Source organism: Bdellovibrio sp. HCB117 (assembly GCF_047305915.1).
In the GTDB taxonomy this organism is placed as follows: domain Bacteria; phylum Bdellovibrionota; class Bdellovibrionia; order Bdellovibrionales; family Bdellovibrionaceae; genus Bdellovibrio; species Bdellovibrio bacteriovorus_B.
The window spans coordinates 613,231-631,942 of sequence record NZ_CP178622.1; the positions used below are offsets into that span (position 1 = coordinate 613,231).

At 46.2% G+C, this 18,712-nt stretch carries 10 protein-coding genes; 3 read left to right on the forward strand and 7 right to left on the reverse strand.

Going from position 1 to position 18,712, the window contains the following annotated elements:
* Positions 1 to 7: 7 nt before the first annotated feature.
* From ACLWBD_RS02990 to ileS, 3 genes are all read right to left on the reverse strand, one after another.
* Complete coding sequence (locus tag ACLWBD_RS02990) at positions 8 to 1,138, reverse strand: hypothetical protein (RefSeq protein WP_413569471.1); 1,131 nt, start codon at positions 1,136 to 1,138, stop codon at positions 8 to 10.
* A 74-nt stretch (positions 1,139 to 1,212) separates the two neighbouring features.
* The gene (gene tsaA, locus ACLWBD_RS02995; protein ID WP_413569473.1) at positions 1,213 to 1,950 is read right to left on the reverse strand and encodes a tRNA (N6-threonylcarbamoyladenosine(37)-N6)-methyltransferase TrmO; all 738 of its coding nucleotides are present in this window, start codon (positions 1,948 to 1,950) and stop codon (positions 1,213 to 1,215) included.
* Positions 1,950 to 5,126, reverse strand: coding sequence for an isoleucine--tRNA ligase (ileS, locus tag ACLWBD_RS03000; RefSeq protein ID WP_413569474.1), 3,177 nt, complete (start codon positions 5,124 to 5,126; stop codon positions 1,950 to 1,952). Before ileS ends, tsaA begins: the two co-directional genes overlap by 1 nt.
* 361 nt (positions 5,127 to 5,487) lie before the next feature.
* Here ileS and ACLWBD_RS03005 point away from each other — a divergent pair, with 361 nt between their 5' ends.
* Positions 5,488 to 7,020, forward strand: coding sequence for a methyl-accepting chemotaxis protein (locus ACLWBD_RS03005; RefSeq protein WP_413569475.1), 1,533 nt, complete (start codon positions 5,488 to 5,490; stop codon positions 7,018 to 7,020).
* A 53-nt stretch (positions 7,021 to 7,073) separates the two neighbouring features.
* Here the strand turns inward: ACLWBD_RS03005 and ACLWBD_RS03010 are convergent, their stop codons facing one another.
* From ACLWBD_RS03010 to ACLWBD_RS03025, 4 genes are all read right to left on the reverse strand, one after another.
* On the reverse strand, positions 7,074 to 7,670 hold the full coding sequence (locus tag ACLWBD_RS03010; RefSeq protein ID WP_063206387.1) for a redoxin domain-containing protein: 597 nt from the start codon (positions 7,668 to 7,670) through the stop codon (positions 7,074 to 7,076).
* Positions 7,670 to 9,676, reverse strand: coding sequence for a protein-disulfide reductase DsbD family protein (locus tag ACLWBD_RS03015; protein WP_413569476.1), 2,007 nt, complete (start codon positions 9,674 to 9,676; stop codon positions 7,670 to 7,672). The genes ACLWBD_RS03010 and ACLWBD_RS03015 overlap by 1 nt, the downstream gene beginning before the upstream one ends.
* Before the next feature lie 146 nt (positions 9,677 to 9,822).
* The gene (locus tag ACLWBD_RS03020) at positions 9,823 to 11,094 is read right to left on the reverse strand and encodes a hypothetical protein (protein ID WP_413569477.1); all 1,272 of its coding nucleotides are present in this window, start codon (positions 11,092 to 11,094) and stop codon (positions 9,823 to 9,825) included.
* A gap of 14 nt (positions 11,095 to 11,108) precedes the next feature.
* Positions 11,109 to 11,453 (reverse strand): KH domain-containing protein, encoded by a 345-nt coding sequence (locus tag ACLWBD_RS03025; protein ID WP_063206390.1) that lies wholly within the window; start codon positions 11,451 to 11,453, stop codon positions 11,109 to 11,111.
* 264 nt (positions 11,454 to 11,717) lie between these two features.
* Between ACLWBD_RS03025 and ACLWBD_RS03030 the strand changes: the two genes are divergently transcribed.
* Together ACLWBD_RS03030 and ACLWBD_RS03035 are read left to right on the forward strand one after the other, a co-directional pair.
* The gene (locus ACLWBD_RS03030) at positions 11,718 to 12,785 is read left to right on the forward strand and encodes a lactonase family protein (protein ID WP_413569478.1); all 1,068 of its coding nucleotides are present in this window, start codon (positions 11,718 to 11,720) and stop codon (positions 12,783 to 12,785) included.
* Positions 12,786 to 13,326: 541 nt separating this feature from the next.
* Positions 13,327 to 18,678, forward strand: coding sequence for a hypothetical protein (locus ACLWBD_RS03035; protein WP_413569479.1), 5,352 nt, complete (start codon positions 13,327 to 13,329; stop codon positions 18,676 to 18,678).
* Positions 18,679 to 18,712 lie beyond the last annotated feature (34 nt).

Consider the following 18,712-nt stretch of genomic DNA (forward strand, 5'->3'; position numbering starts at 1 on the left):
CCCCACATTAGCGCGAGAGAGCTCGAAGGACCATGTTTTCTTTATCCCGTGAACTGAGGCATTCTTTATTGTCGTTGCTAGATTCGTCGACAATATAAAAGGCATTGGGTAGGTTTTCCCAATGTCGCAGGTCCGGACCTAAAGTGTATTCAACGAGATCCCCCGAGGCCATAATAATTCCCCCTCCGCCTTGAATGGCAGCGCGGCAAAGATCGTTAGAGCGAAATTGGCTAGCCACAACACATCCAGACACTCCGACGGCGACGCCGGCACTGACGCCCAGGATTCCGTAAGTTACTCCAAAGGGAACTCGTAAAAGACTTTTTGTGTAAAGAAGGGGATGATAATCCACCTCATAACGGCGAGAAAGTTTGTCAATCCATGAAGACGTTGGAATCACTAAATCAGCCGCAGACGAGCAAGCCTTGGGAAAGCCCCCGGCAGCAGAAATCTTGTAAGGCCCCTTTTCTCTTTTAATGAAATCGGCTTTCCAAATCAACCCGGGTAAGGTGCCAACTCCATAGATTTTCCAATTTCGCTTTGTCGAAACGCCATCGCTATCAATTTCCATCAATCTTGCTTGCGCGAACTTTGCCACGGCCTTTGAGGATTTTTTATCTTCACTCAGTCTTTTCCAGTACGGGCGAGCGACTTGGGGATCAAAACGAGTCCATAAGGTCGCATGAAGAGCCGTTATAACGGGATCATTTCCGTGATTGTAAAGCTGAGCTTGCTCGTCAGTCATACTTTGACGAAGCTCAACTTGGGCGGCGTTTTCATCATTTAAATTTAAATAGCTTAACGAGATAAGAAGGCTTAGGTAGGAGCGTTCATAAGATTCTAAAATATACTCTGTCAGAGTTCCTTCAGGAGTTGCCAGCTCGCCTATTTCAGAAGTGATACTATAGAATTTATCGCGGTGATGAGATCGAATGTACGACCCTAAAACAATAACTTCATTGAAGCAGCCCATTTCAAACAAAGTGCTGACTCGATTGAGTTGAAGATCCGAGGATTCCAGAACTCCGTCAGAGAAACTTTGCTGGCAGGGCACCGAAGTGAACTTCTTTGGTTTTGTTATTTGAGGTTTGCTAGCGCAAGCACTCATCATTAAGAACAATAAACAAAGTTTTTTCATGAGTAGAAGCTTATCAGCTTTTTCATTCGAGGGAGTGATTTCAATAGGAAACATGCGTCAGGATGACGCGAAAGCTATTCCAGAGCGTAAACAACGAAAAGTCCTTCTTGTATCTCGTACTTAACGTCGTGTTCTAAAACGTCAAAGCCGTAGCGGCGGCCCCAGGTTTCTTTTTCTGAAACAGGGTGTTGGCGTTTTTGGAAGGCGGGGCGGGGATCTAATTCTAAAATACTGATGATCAGGCTGCGCAGATTCTTTTCTCCGACGGGATCCTGCTTTTGAATTTCAGTTTCTGCTTCGGGAGTAAAACGCACCTCAAATCGCGGAATAGGTTCCGAAGCCCATCCTGCATTCGCGTCGGGGATAGAGTCGGCGTAAGGAATGTAGGGCTTGATATCTAAGACGGGAGTGCCATCAATAAGATCCACACTGCCGACATAAATTTCAGGCCCACCTTCCGCATCTAAATCGATTTTCTCAATGCTAACAGCGGATAGACCAATGGGATTTGGGCGGTGAGGAGAGCGTGAGGCTAAGACGCCTACTTTGCGATTTCCACCCAAGCGCGGAGGACGAATGCTGGGCTTCCAGTTTTTTCCGCCGTGCTCGTGGAACACAAAGACGATCCAAAGATGGCTGAATTCTTCAAGACTTTTAAGAGCAGTTTTTAAATCGGGATCGGGAAGAAGCTTGATAACACCTTTGGCTTCCGCCGCAAGGCCTGGCTGACGTGGAACTCCGAACTTGTCTTTGAACGGAGTCCTGACGTGACCGATAGCTGCGAATTCGAAAGCCTCACCGTGTTTTTTCATTATGAGCGAGGCAGAGCTGTAACGCCGATTTTGATCACTTCGCCATCGATGTCTGAAGTTTCAGTGTGCACACCTTTTGGATCTGCATTTAAATCTAAAACATTCAAAGTCTTCGTCAAAGTTTCAGAAACGATCATATCTTTATGAGCATTCAATGCTTCAAGCAAAGCGCCCGCACAAGCGATATCCAAAGTGATTTTGTCATCCATTTGGAAATCGGCGGTTTTACGAGCGACTTGAATCTTACGCATGATCTCGCGAGCCAGACCTTCGCGTTCTTGCTCTGGAGTCACTGTTGGATCCACTTCGATCGAAACCACTTGGTGCACAGACAAGTTCGCGTTGTCGCCTTTTGGGGCGCGGCGGATTTCAACATCAGAAAGCTGAATTTCTTCACCTTCCACAGTGATAGTTTCGCCGTTTTCAAGTTTCAACAAATCTTGCAATTGCAATTTTTGAATCGCAGCACCTACGGCCTTCATCTTAGGTCCCAGGCGTTTGCCCAGAACAGGGAAGTTGGCTTTCGCTGTGATTTGCACGAATTGGTCTTCGTTCGCATCATAGTTCACTTTACGGAAGTTCAATTCGTCGATGAAGTAAGGTTCAAAACGTTTCAACGTCTCAAGTACTTTTGCACTTCTGTGGATGATGCGGATTTCACGTAGAGGGATTTTCGCTTTCACCTGAATTTTTTCGCGGTGATTACGTCCCAAAGTTACTAGCACATCCATGGCTTTCACGGCTTCTTCCAATTCAGGGCGAAGCAATGAAAGATCGGCTTCTGGGAAGCTTTCTAAGTGCACAGAGTCCTTTTTATTCGGAAGAACTTGCGCCAAGTTTTTGTAAGTCGTCTCGGACATGAAGGGAGCAAATGGCGCCATCAAACGAGCCAGCGTCACAAGAACTTCATGCAAAGTTTCGTAAGCAAAACGCTTTTCTTCCGGCATGCCGTCTTGCCAGAAGTGGCTGCGGTTAAAGCGGATGTAGGTGTTCGTCAAATCCTCGATGAATTGAAGAAGATGAGGAACAACGTTGTACAGGCGGTAAGCGTCCATCTCTTTATGTGTATTTGCGATCAGACCGTTTAAGCGAGAAAGAACCCACTGATCCAGAATGTTCGGAGATTTTTTCGCGTCACCTTTGGGTACGAAACCGTCGATGTTTGCGTAGTTCGCAAAGAACGAATACGAGTTCCACCATCTCAAAAGGATTTTACGAACGACATCGTAAACACCTTTTTCAGAGAACTTAAGCTCTTGGGCTTTCACTACCGGAGAATCGATCAAATACAAGCGAAGTGCGTCGGCACCATGCTGATTCAATACTTCCATTGGATCAGGATAGTTACGAAGGCTCTTCGACATTTTGCGACCGTCTTCAGCCAAAACAAGCCCGTTCACCACGACATTTTGGAACGGAGCTTGGTTGAACAATGCAGTTCCGATGACGGACAATGTGTAGAACCAACCACGAGTTTGATCCAAACCTTCCGCGATGAATTGCGCCGGGAAGGCTTTTTTGAACTCTTCCACATTCGCGTTCGGGAAACCCCACTGAGCGTAAGGCATAGAACCAGATTCAAACCAGCAATCCAAAACACCATCCACACGCTTCAACGGAGATTTTCCTGTTGGAGAAGGGATTTCGATTTCGTCCACGAATTCGATGTGAAGATCGTTTACTTTTTTGCCGGATAATTTTTCAAGTTGTTCACGAGAACCGACACAGATCACTTCACCTTCTTTGTTTCTCCAAAGAGGCAGTGGAGTTCCCCAGAAACGGTTGCGTGAAATCGCCCAGTCACGAGCATTTTCTAACCAGTTTCCGAAGCGACCATCACGAAGGTGGTCTGGAACCCACGACGTGTTTTTATTGTTCGCAACAAGGTTCTCTTTGATTTTCTCTACAGCCACAAACCAAGAGGACACCGCACGGTAGATCAGTGGAGTGTCGGAACGATAGCAGTAAGGGTAACTATGTTGAATCGTGTCTTGTTTGAAAAGGTTCCCGCGTTTTTTAAGATCGGCGATGATGTCTTTATCAGCCTCTTTCACGCGTTTACCCGCGTAGTCGGGCACTTCGCTAGTGAACATACCGTCGTCATCGACAGGATTCACTAAAGGGATGCCTGCTTTAGAGCATGCATAGTAGTCCTCTTCACCGAATGCAGGAGCCATGTGAACCACACCTGTACCGCTGTCCGTTGTTACGTGGTCTGAAGAGATAATACGGAAAGCCCCTTTATCTGCGCGATCGCCGAAGTAAGGGAATAAAGGTTCGTAAGTTAAATCGACAAGGTCTTTACCCTTCATCATTTGCAAAACTTCAACTTCTTCATCCGGTTTTTTGAAAACAGAAGGTAGAAGGGCCTGCGCCAAGATCAATTTGCGACCCGAAGACTTTTCTTGAACTTTGACGTAGTCGATATCCAGACCCACGGCCAATGCCAGGTTCGAAGGCAAGGTCCAAGGAGTCGTCGTCCAAGCCATGACGGCTGTATCCGGTTGATTGATAAGTTTAAACATCACCGTGATCGCAGGGTCTTGAACCATTTTATAGTTCTGATTGGCTTCGAAGTTTGAAAGCGAAGTCGAGATTCCTACAGAGTAAGGAACGACTTTGTAGCCTTCATAGATCAAACCTTTTTCGAAAAGTTGTTGGAACACCCACCAAACGCTCTCCATGAAGGAAACATCCATCGTGAAGTAAGGATTTTCCATATCCACCCAACGACCCACACGGCGAACGGTGGTTTTCCATTCTTCAGAATATCTTTTCACGATACCGCGGCAGGCGTTGTTGTAATTAGCAACACCCATTTTGAAAACATCTTTGCGGCTTTCGATTTTGTGAGCTTTGTTGATTTCATACTCAACGGGAAGACCGTGACAGTCCCAACCAAAACGACGAGGAACAGTGTAGCCTTTCATCGTCCAGTAACGAGGAACCACGTCTTTCAAGACACCCGCAAGCAAGTGTCCGTAGTGAGGAAGACCCGTTGCAAACGGAGGACCGTCGTAAAAGCTGTAAGTCTTTTTTCCTTTTGGATCTAAAGACTTCGCGAAAATCTTTTCCTGATCCCAGAAATCTAAAATGGACTCTTCCTGCTTCGAAAGATTCACATCGGGTTTTACAGAATTATAAGGGGCTGTACGAGTGGTGTTTGCGTTTGTCATAGGTCCTCAATATCTATCAGGTTTCCGCTTTAGATGCATCTTTTTCGGGCCTTAGCGGGACTTCCATCCCAAGACAACATCGCAACGCATTAAGACAATGCTTTCGCGGGCTTTTTCTTATTCTCGAGTTCTCGGAGGTCCGAGCGTTCAAGGAAGTCCGTCTGAGGTGAATGGGTTCGCTTAAGCTCGTGCGAAATTGAGTCAGATAAAAAACGAGTTCTAGGGAATAATATGAGCACTCATTTTTGAGTGTCTCAAGCTGGTCCAAGTTCCACCGAAATTAGGGCAATCATGATGCTCGTCATCTTGTTCCATGGTCCATCCACATTACGCTGAAATAGTTGTGGTATCGGAGGAACGCATGAAGCTCGCAACTAAAGTGGTCTGTATCGTGGGATTAGCGGCGACATTAGCCACGATCACATCCACGCGAATTGCATGGAAGGAAATCGAAGAACAAGGTCAGAGCGATCTGTTGTCGAGAAGTCAGGCCATTTTAAATCAACTCGAAGGAACTCGTGATTACGTCGCCCAACAGGGGGGCCTCGCTGAATTAATGGCACAAAATGCCTTACGGTATCCAGATGGGAACATCCCCAAAGACGTCAAAACTCAGATTCTAAAACGTGTACCGATTTTTGCGGCGATGAAGGTCGGACAAGATCAGGCTGCCAGGACAGGCTATCAATTCAGGGTTTTTTCTCCCGAGCCTCGCAATGCCGAAAATAAAGCAAATGCAAAAGAGCAAGTTATCTTCGATCGCTTTCAGCACGATAAGGATCTTAAAGAGATCGTGACTTCTGATGACGACAAAATCGTCGTCTACCGTCCGGTTCGCTTGAGCGAGCAGCAAGGGTGTTTATTGTGCCACGGAAATCCCTCGCAAAGCCCATTTAAAAATGGAAAAGATGTTCTGGGGCTTCCCATGGAAAACTGGGAAGATGGACGCCTTCATGGTGTTTTCGCGATCACCTCCAGTATGGAAGCTACACACGCGGCAAGCCAGGCTTCCGTAAAAGACATCATTCGTATAGCTTTGATCGGTCTGTTTGCCAGTGTGGCTATTGCGTGGTGGATTTTAAGAAAACCGATGGGTACTTTGAGAAATGCTGTCAGTTCCATTAAAAACTCCAGCTCTCAACTGACATCGGCAAGCCATGAAATTTCCAACGCCTCTCAAAACCTAAGTGCTTCGACGACTCAGGCGGCCGCAGCGCTCGAGGAAACCTCAGCATCGATAGAGGAAATCACTAGCATGGTCAAACGCAATACCGACAATGCGAGTACGGCCAAAGAAATTTCTTTGCATGCCATGCACACCGCAAAACTAGGTGAAGGTCAAATTCAGACGCTGATTGAATCCATGAAACAAGTGGCCGACTCCGCAAAAAAAGTTAATGAAATCACCGCAGTGATTGACGATATTGCGTTTCAGACAAATCTTTTGGCTCTTAATGCCGCAGTCGAAGCCGCTCGCGCCGGTGAGCATGGACGAGGATTTGCGGTTGTCGCGGATGCCGTGCGAGCGTTAGCACAAAAATCAGCGGTCTCTGCCAAAGAGATTTCTGATTTAATTCGTCTGAGCACAGAACAAATCGATAATAGCTATAACTTTGCGGTTCAAAGCGGCGATACATTACATGCCATTGTTCAAGAAGCGGAGAAAGTATCAACGTTGAATAACGAAATCGCGCAAGCCAGTACAGAGCAGAATGCGGGAATCGAGCAGATCAGTAAAGCAGTGCATGAACTGGATAAGGTGACTCAAAGTAATGCGGCATCCTCGGAAGAGGCCGCGGCGGCTTCTGTCGAACTTTCCCAACAGTCAGACTATTTGGATGAAATGGTTGCCAGTGTGGAAACGGTGGTCGATGGGAATAAAAAAGCCAGTTAATTGAAGACGAAAAAAAGCGGCTGTTCTTTTTTCAAAGACAGCCGCATTTTAAATTAATATTTCACGCTGCAACCGTAAGGTTTGCTTGTCTCTTTCGCGATCTTTTCGCCTTTTTCAGCGCTCGCCACGGCACGAACGATGTAGTTTTCCGACGAAGCAATCGTTTTAGGATCTGCGGAATCATTGCTGTCGATCGCGCCATTATAGCGAAGAACACCTTGAGGATCGATCAGGTACATGTGCGGAGTTGTTTTTGCTCCGTAAGCTTTTCCCATAACTCCTTTTTCATCAAGAAGAATAGCCGAAGCTTTGGAGCCCTCCTTCTGAGCATTCTTCACCGCATCTGTCGCAGCCAAGTGACCTTGTTTGCCTGGAGCTGAAGAAATCACGGACAACCACACGATGTTTTTAGCTGTCATGTCACCTTGGATTTTTTGCATGTTCTTGCTGTCATAGTGTTTACGCACGTAAGGGCAGTCTTTGTTATACCACTCAAGAACAACATACTTCCCTTTGTAATCAGCAAGCTTGTGAGTTTTTCCTGTGGCATCGACAACAGAAAAATCAGGAGCGGGACTACCGATTTTGGCTTCGGCCATAGCCAAAGAACTTGCACATGTAACCAGTAACATTGCGAACAGTTTTTTCATTACTTTGTCTCCTTGTTAAAAAGTTCTAAGATAATTCCTTTGGTTAAAATCTCGGGTAAAAGCAGAGGTCTGTTGGAGCCCGCCGCGTAGTACACATAAAGCGGCAGAGAGTTGCGACCGTATCCGGCTAAGGCCTCAGTGATAGCCGGGTTCTTGTCGGTCCAGTCCGCTTGGTAAAGTTGTACAGAGTTCGCCGTAAAAGCGCTTTGAACTTCCGAGGTGTGCAGAACCAGTTTCTTATTCACCTGGCAGGTGATGCACCAAGCAGCCGTGAAGTCGATAAAGACGGCTTTTCCTGCGGCGATATCTTGCGCGACAGATTCCTTGCTAAAAGTTTTCCAGGAGTCGCTTTGAGAAACCTTGGAAACAGTGATCGATTCGTGTGGCATCAAAGCCAAAACTAGGAATGAAAGCAAAAAGCCAAGCAATAAAAGAACTTGCTTCCATCTTTCATTATGAACTTGGCGGGAACCCCAGATCCACAGAGCGATGATTAAATAAATTCCTAATAAAAAGAGTAAGCTTGCAATAGTCACTTGATGTGACAAGACCCAAAGCAACCACAGCACTGTCGCAAAAAGTGGAAAAGCTAAAAACTCTTTGAGTTTTTCCGTCCACGCGCCCGGCTTTGGCAGATATTGAACGGTCTTCGGGAAATAAGCCAAAACCAAGAATGGAAAAGCCATTCCCAAACCTAAGCCAGCAAAGACAAGCAAAGTATTTATGGCGGGCATGGCCAGTGAAGCTCCCAGAGCTGCGCCCATGAAAGGGGCCGTGCATGGAGTTGCAACCAATGTCGCTAGCACTCCAGTTAAGAAAGACCCCGCACGATCCGAAGATGTCTTCTTTGCACCTAGATATGTTAGCGACTGACCGATTTCAAAAGTCCCCAAAAAATTAAGTCCCAGCCAGAAGAACAAAATAGAGATTCCAGCGGCGACAGTGGGGGATTGTAACTGGAAACCCCAGCCGATTTGTTCTCCACCGGCGCGCAATAGCATCAATATTCCGCCCAGTGCTAAGAAGGACATCATGACGCCCAAAGTGTAATAAAGACCTGAGGTTCGCAGGCTTTGCGCATTTTTCTCTGGACCTAAGAAGCTCAACACTTTGATGGAAAGTACGGGAAACACACAGGGCATGAAGTTTAAAATGAACCCACCCACCAGGGCCCAAAGCAGAACAAAAACCAAAGAAGTCGGCGCGGTTTTCTGCAAAGAAATTTCGTATCCTTGCTTTTGACCTTCGGTATTTTCAGTCACTAGAAGAAAACGAGCTCCTTCGAAATCCGTTTTTGAAGTATCTTGCAAAGCGAGATCAATTTCAAAGTTATGATCCTCAGGTGTGAGCACAGGAACGGTCGCTTTAAAACTTTCCCCGTCTTCTGGAAAGACCTCGAGGTTTTTCAGAGCAGTTTGCGCGGGAAGGTTAAGGACGGTTTTTAAAGTTGCGCCCTCTATTTTTCGAGGGACCCAGGAAAAGGACGAAGGAGCCGGTGTAGGAAAAGAGAATTTTGAGAACGTCTCCGCCGGAGGACCTCGTTGAGAAGAATAAGGAATTTCTGTTTTCAGCTCAGTAAAGAAAGGGACGCACTCGATTCTACAGATAAGAAATTCTAAGCGGAGCGACGCCTGAACAGGGTTTGGCTTTGTCTCCGGCTCAAGATCGAAAGCAAAAAGAGCTTCCTCGGAATAACCGAAGTTTATCAAACCTTCCACGGGAATACGTTCTGGCAGAGGCCAATGCTCTTTTGTAATCCTGGCATTCGTAAAGTTCCAAGTCCACTTTGGTGCTGCACCTGAATCACCCGAATTCTTCCAGTAGATATGCCAATGGTCTTGGATTTTGAAATGAAGGCCCAAAGAGGGCTTTTGATTTTCATTCCAAGATGTATGGGACGAAATAAGTTTTACTTCTCCTTGAGGAAACGAAAAAGAATCCACTGCAAAAGAAGCACACGAAAACGCCGTAATGAAGACTGTCAGAAGCCGTGAAAGAAAATGCATCCTTTAGTTATAGGAAAAATTCTATGCAACGCCAACATTACTGCGTTTAGCTGGCCGTATTAAATGCGATGCGGGAAGGAACTGTTTAAAATCAAATAAGAAGCCGACGGACGCATCCCTCAGTATCTTGTCAACAACAGGACCCCTTAGAAGTACAGTCGTAAGAAATCCAGTTCTTGGATAGTCTCTTGGGCTGAAATTAATTTTAAAGTATCCAATAGATCGAACAGATCATTCTTGTTCAAAAAATCTTCTGTATCCCGCAAATGTATTGCGGGTTTAAATCTCCCGCTGGAAACTCGATTAAGAAGGGCCGTTTCCAAATTTATTTGTGCCGTTAATAGGGGACTGAACTTTGCCTGTTCTTTACGATATTTCAGCAGTTGATCGGCAATGTCATATTTTCCTTCTAGAACGTGTTGTGCAAGCTGGGCTTTTTCGAAAAGTGAATGCATGCGGCTGGTCGGTAGATATCGCCTCTGACTTTTAAAAGTTGAAATGTCATTGGAATGAAAATTTTTTGAAAGCTTCAGCAGCATTTGGGCAGTGCAGATCCCGCGGCGCCATTCGATTTTTTGCGAAACAGTTCCCATTTTTATAAAGGAAGAAAATGACTTCGTTAAAGAACCTGCTCTAAAATAAAGGAGCCCCAACGCCTGATAAAGCTGAGCGACTTCGATCAGACACGATTTATTATAAGTGAAGCAGTAAAGAAGAGCCCCGCGAAAGAGTTCTTCGGCGTCTCTATATTTCGCTTGGTGATAGTGAAGATGTCCCTGAAGAAGTTGATATCGAACTTTGGATAAACTAAAAACTGGCACGGATAGAAAAGATGAAGAAATCTTTCGAAGATGTTGCTGCGTTTTTTCGATGTCGCCTTGAAAATATTCAGTCAAAGCCATCTCGATTTGCAGCTCGAAGCTGAGGTTTTCACCAAGAAAGTGATCCTTATTGAGTTGCAACTGATCCCAAGCGGCTTTGAGATAGGCTTTGCCGGCGCGCAAACTTCCGAGATTTAAAAAACTCCTTCCAACAGCTTTGTGAAGCAAAAGCGCCTGATGTGTCGGCAGGTCCACATTTTTAAAGTGTTTGAGAATCTTAAGATAATTTCTCCAGTCTTCATCACAGTGATTTTTTTGCATATAAGGATCTGACAATAATACTTCTAAAGCTTTGTTCGCGGGACTGATCCGCAAGCGGTTCTTGTTTTGAATTAGCTGTGTAGTATCTGTCTGCAGCAGTTCAGCCAAATCCTTAAGCTGTTCTTTTTTTATTTTTTTAGAAGACTTGTTAACCCAGCGCTGAACCGTTTTTGTCGAGATCTTCAAATGCTTTGCAATAGCCGCATGGGAAAGCTTTTGCTCCCTTATCAGCTGAAGAAAGATGTCGTGATGAAGTATGTAGGACTCCGTGCTCATAGAACCCGGCGCTTTTATTTACTGTCGAAGGGATAATAAGGCACTTCCACGATGCTTCTAAAACCATTCCTGCCGGAAAGCGATGCTACCAGAGTTCTTAAAGCTCCGATATTTTTCCCTTGAGCTCCGATGATTTTTCCGATGGATTTTTGTGAACAGTTAACTTTGAATATCGTCGTTTTTTCGCCGTGAGTGATTTCAACGGACACATCGTTTTCGCCCGACATAAAGACCAATATTGTCGTCAGAATGTCCCGAATGCGCACGCTGACTTCAGCGCGAGACAAAGTCGCTTCACCAGCGTTTTCCACAACAATATTTACATCCATGGGGTCATACTTCTTTTTAATAACCTGCATTGTAATCCCTTTTTGACAAAGTCGGCTCACAGTATCGAGTGTCAGAAGGCACGGCTCAACTGGACACTTTGGACATTCCTGAAATTCTGTTTTGGCTTTCGGCGAAAAAAAGAAACAGCGGTGTAAATTCGGCAGCAGCCGAAACTGCGGCAGAACGTGCCGCCGATTTTTCGGCAGTTCTTTCCTCATCTCGATTAGTTTCGACTTAAGACCTAGTTTCGGTGGACCCCTGCTTGCATTCTTTGAAGACCATAGGGAGAACACATGAAACACCTACTTTCAAAAACATTGATATTGGTATTCACGATTCTTATTTTTGCCGGTTGCAGCGGTGGCGGAAGCGGAAAGAAAATTGTCGGACGCGATCAGTTTGTATACGTATTGAGCCGCGGCGATAGCAAGATTTATCAGTATCATCTTTCTAAGGACGGTGAGCTTTCACCATTGTCAGCTCCCACAATCAACACCGGAACTATGCCTTCTTTCATGATCATGGACAGTTCACAGCAGTATTTATATGTCGCAGATGAATACGATAATACTATTTCCCAATTTAAAATTGGTACGGATGGTGTGTTGACGGAGATCGCATCAGCCATCGCAACTGAGGATACTCCTGTTCATCTTGCATTAAGTCCCGACGGGAAATTTCTGTATGCTTCAAGTATGACCGAATCGAACATCACGCGCTTTTCGATCAGCGATGACGGGACTTTGAGTTTGAGCGGTTTCATTCCTTACGCAGATTCATCTTTAGGAATTCATTTTTCTCCTTCAGGGGAATATGTATACGTCATCAGTCACTACAACGATTCTATTGCCCAGTTTCGTTGGCAAGCTGATGGAAGTTTTCAACCCTTGAGTCCGGCTTCGGTTCAAGCAGAAAGCTGCCCATCAGGTCCCGTCGGCGTAACTGCCTTGAAGCAAGGATCTTTTTTGTATGCGGCAAGTTGCTGGACGGATTTAGTGGAATCTTTTGCAATAGAGGCTGATGGCACCCTGACTAAGAAAGCCACCATTACCACGGGAGTGGCTCCTCAGGGACTGCTGATTTCAGGAAGTCAGATGTTCGTTGCAAATTCAGGAAGCAGCGATATTTCGTTGTATTCCATTCAGCAGGATGGATCCTTGATTCACCAATCACCCACGTCGGTCGCCGCCGGAATAGCTCCCGTCGGTATGACAGTGGATGCTGCGAATACTTTTGCCTATGTTCTTGACTCCGCTACCGATCAGATCATTCGCTACAAACTTTCTATCTATGGGTTGGTCAAGGACGACGCATTTTCAATAGCGACGGGCGGGTATCCTGTGCAAATTTTGATGAAGTGACTCGATATTGATCATTCATGGAACGGTAAGGAACACTCTATTGCCAAGTCGAGTTTGTTGCTCGCGGTGACCGAATTTCTTTCGTTCAGATGAAATAGAAATATGAGTGGGAACTCACTCTTTAAAAAAGCTAGATCCTTGGTTTTCCGAGGGAAAATTTTAAGTTTATAATACTCTTACATGAGTGTTTGTTTACAGACCTCGCGAAATCAAACGAATGGCCTTGAGAGGATTTTCTCACATTGTCGCTGTCTCAGGATAAGAACTGAGCGATATTCGCAGAACATAATACCCCTAACGGGACTTTAACACTTCGTGAGGAATTCCCGATAAATAAAGAGTCATGTTCTGGGTTTACACGCAGGAAGTCCTGCTTTCATCTATTCTTGAACGTTGCCGCTGGGTCGGGAATTTGTTTGTCGCAGTCATTGCTGCGACGATTTTGTCGTCTTGTACGCTTGATACTCAATTGATAAGTGGCAAATCTCTCGAATTTTTCTCGGTAACTAGTGAAAGTGAAGGCCGTATAAATGGAAGCAACATGGCGGCAACTCCATTCAAAGGAAGCTGCGTTCCTGGTTCTAAAGTTACGATTACCGAAGCCACGGCAATACTAAATCATGAATTCACATGTGATAATACCGGTTCTTGGTCGCGATCTTTGGACCTTTCGGTGTTACCTGCAAACTATATTGGGGAACTTGTTTTCACGATGATTGCGCCCACGGGGCAGTCCTTTGAACAGAAGTATCCAGTAGAAAAAGATGTCGTGCCTCCAACCGTCACGATAGATGCGCCAGTTGCCGTGACGCCAATGAATGAAGGTTCTTATCCGATCACGGGAAATTGTTCTGAAAATGGAAAAACAGTGACGCTGATAGCGGGAACAATTTCCACAACAACGGTCTGTACTGCGGGAGCCTACTCTGCGAATTTAGATGTATCATCGGTCTTGAGTTCACCTATTTCAATTTCAGCGTCGCTAGTCGATGCGGCGGGTAATGTTGGAAATGCTTCTGCTTCAGCATCTCGCACCGGTGCTCCTCCTGTTATCACGTCTTTTGCGCTAAATAATGGGAATACAGTAACAACCAATAACGTTGTGACTGTCGATATGTCCGTCACTGATGTGACAGAAATGTATCTTACCGAAGTCGCTGGCTGTGCATCGGGTGGAAGTTGGGTTTCATATTCCGCAACTGCGTCTTGGACTTTGCCGGCTCTGAATGCGACGAACACATTGTATGCGAAATTTAGAAATGCTTCGGGCGAAACCCTTTGTGTTTCTGACAGCATTGTTCACGATTCTACGTCTCCAACGATTACGATTGATTCTCCGGCAGCAAATAGCTATGTGAATATCGCCAATGTTTCGGCCTTCACCATCAGCGGAAGTTGTTCTGAATTAAATCGTTCCATCACAATTACAGGCCCAAGCGGATACACCGCGACCACGACTTGTTTGGGAACTTCGTATTCTGCGATTTTAGATTTAACGGCGCTTCCTCAGGGGAACTTCATTCTTTCAGCTTCTTTGTCAGATGAAGCGGGAAATTCGGGTTCTGCGAATTCTGCCAACTATATTAAAGATACGGCTGCACCGGCGGCGGGAACAATCACAATCAATAGCGGTCAAGCGGGTACAACGAATCTCAATGTGACGTTAACTATCTCGAATGTCGCTGGCACATCGGAATATTACATCACGAATGCTGCTGACTGTAGTTCTGGAGGAGTCTGGGAAAGTTATGTGGCATCAAAGGCCTGGGTCTTACCAACAGCCAATGCCACGAACACTGTTCGCATGAAACGCCGGGATGCAGCTGGAAATGAGTCGAGCTGTACATCCGACTCTATCGTTCATACGAGCTCGGTGCCTAGCTTGTCCTTAGCGTCACCGACGGCGGGTTCATATATCGGTTTGATGAACGCGGCCTCGTTCACGGTCTCTGGAGCCTGTTCAGAAGAAGGTATCGCAGTGACATTGACAGCGAATGGAGTCACGCAAACATCACCTCCGCTTTGTACCGGAGGCTCTTGGACAAAAACTTTAAATCTTTCTTCAGGAACTTATGGGCAGGGCAATATGACTGTCGTCGCCAACCACGCTCGTATGACGGGTGTCGCGGCTCCCTCGGTAACAGTTGTTTTTGTTAAAGACACGGTAGCACCGACGGCAACGATGGCCATCAATAACGGTGATGCCTACACAAATAACTTAGCTGCGACGCTGAACCTTTCAATGGCGGGTGGTGCGACAGAAATGTACATTACCAACAACGCGCTTTGCCTGACTGGAGGCACTTGGGAGCCGTTTGCTGTTACGAAATCTTGGACGCTTCCTACTGCGAACGACAACAACTGGATTTACTATAAAGCTCGCGATGCGGCTGGTAACGAGACGAATTGTTTGTCGGATACGATTATCCACGACACCGTCATTCCTTCTCTCGCAGTTACCATGGCAGTTGGTACGTATATTAATGGTGTCAACCAAACGGCTTTCGAAATTACTGGGACTTGTTCTGAATACGGTCGACCGATCACTCTTTCTTTGGCAGCAGAACCAAGTATCACCGGAACAACAACATGTGCCGGCGGCTTTTGGTCAATGACAGTAAATGCTAGCGGTATTGCAGATAATACTTCGTCGACCTATTCATTCAGTTTCGTTCATACTCGCCCGAGCGGAAATATGATAACGGCCTTTGGTCATTTCTATAAGGATACGGTTCCTCCTGGCAATGCGACACTGACGAATGCTCCTTCCGGAACGAATGCAAATAGTGCCCTGAACGTGACGGTCGGTGGGACGGGCGTGAATCTATTTAAATATTTCCTGATCCGTCCAGGAGAAACAAATGCGTGTTCGGCAACTACGAGCTACTTGGGAAGCGATAACTTCCTGTCTTCGACGATTTCAGACCGAATCCTGGTGAATGGTGATTACAAACTTTGTGTTTGGGGTCGCGATACAGCGGGTAATTGGTCTCCGGCACATACGGAAGCTTCATGGACTCGGGATGCTTTGACCGCCGTGATTACAGGAGCGCCCACAGGAGTTTCATCAGCAACTTCTGTCAATATCACGGTTTCAGGAACAAGCGTTACGCAGTATAAGAAGGCATTTATCACATCAGGCACTTGTGCAACGGCGACTTACAGTGGGCAAGTTCCAGTGGGAACTGCGATCACTGACAATATCAGTGCGATTCCGAATGGTCCTGTCACTTTATGTGTGATTGGTTCAGATACTTTCGGTACTTGGCAGTCAGAAACGGCGGCGACAGAAGTTACTTGGATTAAAGATGCTATTTCAACAGTGCAGATTACTTCTGCCTCGCAGAATAGAGTGAACGAAGGTGACAGCGGCCAAAATATCACCTTCACCATCAATCCTGTTAAAAACTACGACGTCATCGTTTACTACAAAGTTACTGGAGATGCGTTGAATTCAACTCATCATAATTTGAGTTCGGGTTCCGTAACGATTCCTGCGAATACGGCTTCAGCTACAATCACGGCGAACTTTCCAGACAATGCACTCGCAGAAGGCGAAAAAGTTCTGAACGTGCACATCACTCGTACTTCGACGATTGCGGCAATCCTTGGTATTAACTATCAAGCACAGTACTTCATTGCGGATGATGAAAAGAATTTGAAAGTGACGGCGGTTGCACTGAACCAAAGACACTCTTGCGCGATTTTATCGGATGGATTTATTCGTTGTTGGGGATACAACTCCTCTCAGGCCCTAGGGACGGGAGACGGCAATTTCCGAGACAGAGCCGCCCTTGTCACTGTTGCTGGGAATCCGACATTCGCTAGTATCTCTACAGGACACGAACATACTTGCGCTATAACGACGTCGGGTGTGCTGTATTGCTGGGGAACTAACACGGTCAAACAGCTCGGCGACGGCACTAGTACGAATCGTTCAAGTCCTGTAATAGCAGACTCTCCCAATCTGTATTTGATGATAAGCACCGGCAATCGACATACGTGTGGTATTACTATCAACAACAAACTTCGTTGCTGGGGCTCAAATAGCTACGGCGAAATCGGAAAAGGCACGACGAGCCCAACACCTTCAGACCCTGTCGAAGTTGATGGAGCTACAGACTATAAATATGTATCGGTGGGTGCAGATGGTTCCTGCGCAGTGACTTCCACTCATAAGTTGCGTTGCTGGGGAAATAACGGAAATGGGGCATTACCAACGGGTGGCAGTTACAATACTCCGCAAGATGTCGACTCTATCACGGATTATTCCATGGTGGCCGTCGGATCATCACACTCGTGTGCAGTGACTATGACGGGCCAATTGAAATGTTGGGGGGGCGCTAATTCATGGGGGCAGATTGGCGACGGCACAAATACGGCAAAATCTAGTCCTACCAACGTGGATTCTTCTGAAACTTTCGTCTCTGTTGCTGTGAATACGGATACAAATGCGACTTCGCGTGGAACAACGTGTGCGCTCACCACAGGAAAAGTCCTATATTGCTTCGGATTTAATGACGCTGGTCAGGTCGCTGATGGAACTTCAGGGAATTCTCGCAGATCACCGACTCTCAGTGACGGCGGAATGTTGTATGATAAAATTGCTTTGGGCGCGGGGCGTGTCTGCGGAATTCCAACCTCAGGTTACTTACGCTGCTGGGGAAATTTTGGTTTCGATTCCGGTGCCAGTCAGCAGTACAACTCCTTCGGTGCGGGTCACAACATCGGCTTCTTCTCTCGTTGGGGAGAATTTTTCAAAGACTTTAACTTTGATACCGTGTCCTTCGGAGGAGGCGGGCATCATGATACGGTTGCCTGCGGTATCAGCAATAAAAAACTTTATTGTTGGGGTACTACCGAGGTGATGGGTGATGGAACAACAGCCACGGTACGTCGACCGGCGCCAGTTTTAATTGATGCAGATACAAATTACGTTCAGGTGGCTTCTCGTCATAGCTCTGACCATTGTGCCATTACGGAAAGTGGCGATTTGAAATGTTGGGGTCGAAATCATTATGGTGAACTTGGTTCCTCTTCGGTGCCATCAACTGGCTCCGCTCCGCGAGTGAACGTCCCAACACTGGTAGATCCTGGCTACAAATATGTTCATGTCAGTATGGAAAACCATGGAACTTGCGGAGTCACGACAACCGGAGATTTACGTTGCGCCGGTTTTAACGGCTCGGGACAACTAGGTGATGGAACGATTACCGCTGTAGCGGCGTTCAAAACTATCGATGCGCCTACGAAATATAAAACAGTGGAACGCGGCTTTAATCATACTTGCGGCATCACTACGACGGGCATGTTGAAATGCTGGGGTACTAACACCAACGGACACTTAGGAATTGGCAATACAACAAACAATCCTAATCCGACAGAAGTGGATCCGGGAGTCACTTATAAATCAATCTCATTGGGTTCTACCTACACTTGCGGTGTAACGACAGCCGGCAAGCTGAAGTGTTGGGGCGGCAGTGGAGACGTCGGGAATGGAAGTTCTGGAAACGTAGTGAATCCTTATCTGATTGATGGAACTAATGACTATTTATCCGTTTATTCAGGCGCGGATTTTGCGTGCGGAATCTTAACTAGCAACGCGGTTAAATGCTGGTCTGTGCATATGCCCACCGTCGGTTTGGCACAACCTCCCTTTGGTAATACCGTGCTCAACCAACTTAATGCTACGCTCATTGATTCTGGGATGGGCTATTCTAAAATTCTCACCGCCGGTGATATGTTCTGTGGATTGACTCTTGGAAAACAGTACCGCTGTCATGGTTTCGTCGAAGGCGCTGTGGGCGGTGATGTTGATACATCCGTCTCAGTATCCAACGTAAATTCAAACTTCGTTTATCAGCCTATCTATTTGCACAAAATGTTCTACTAAAAGAAAAGAGCGACCTCTCAGCCGCTCTTTTATC

Coding starts and splice junctions, on each gene's coding strand:
- ileS (WP_413569474.1), bottom strand. CDS start 5,126: ATGACAAACGCAAACACCACTCGTACAGCCCCTTATAATTCTGTAAAA.
- ACLWBD_RS03025 (WP_063206390.1), bottom strand. CDS start 11,453: ATGCAGGTTATTAAAAAGAAGTATGACCCCATGGATGTAAATATTGTT.
- ACLWBD_RS03005 (WP_413569475.1), top strand. CDS start 5,488: ATGAAGCTCGCAACTAAAGTGGTCTGTATCGTGGGATTAGCGGCGACA.
- tsaA (WP_413569473.1), bottom strand. CDS start 1,950: ATGAAAAAACACGGTGAGGCTTTCGAATTCGCAGCTATCGGTCACGTC.
- ACLWBD_RS03030 (WP_413569478.1), top strand. CDS start 11,718: ATGAAACACCTACTTTCAAAAACATTGATATTGGTATTCACGATTCTT.
- ACLWBD_RS03010 (WP_063206387.1), bottom strand. CDS start 7,670: ATGAAAAAACTGTTCGCAATGTTACTGGTTACATGTGCAAGTTCTTTG.
- ACLWBD_RS02990 (WP_413569471.1), bottom strand. CDS start 1,138: ATGAAAAAACTTTGTTTATTGTTCTTAATGATGAGTGCTTGCGCTAGC.
- ACLWBD_RS03035 (WP_413569479.1), top strand. CDS start 13,327: ATGGCGGCAACTCCATTCAAAGGAAGCTGCGTTCCTGGTTCTAAAGTT.
- ACLWBD_RS03020 (WP_413569477.1), bottom strand. CDS start 11,094: ATGAGCACGGAGTCCTACATACTTCATCACGACATCTTTCTTCAGCTG.
- ACLWBD_RS03015 (WP_413569476.1), bottom strand. CDS start 9,676: ATGCATTTTCTTTCACGGCTTCTGACAGTCTTCATTACGGCGTTTTCG.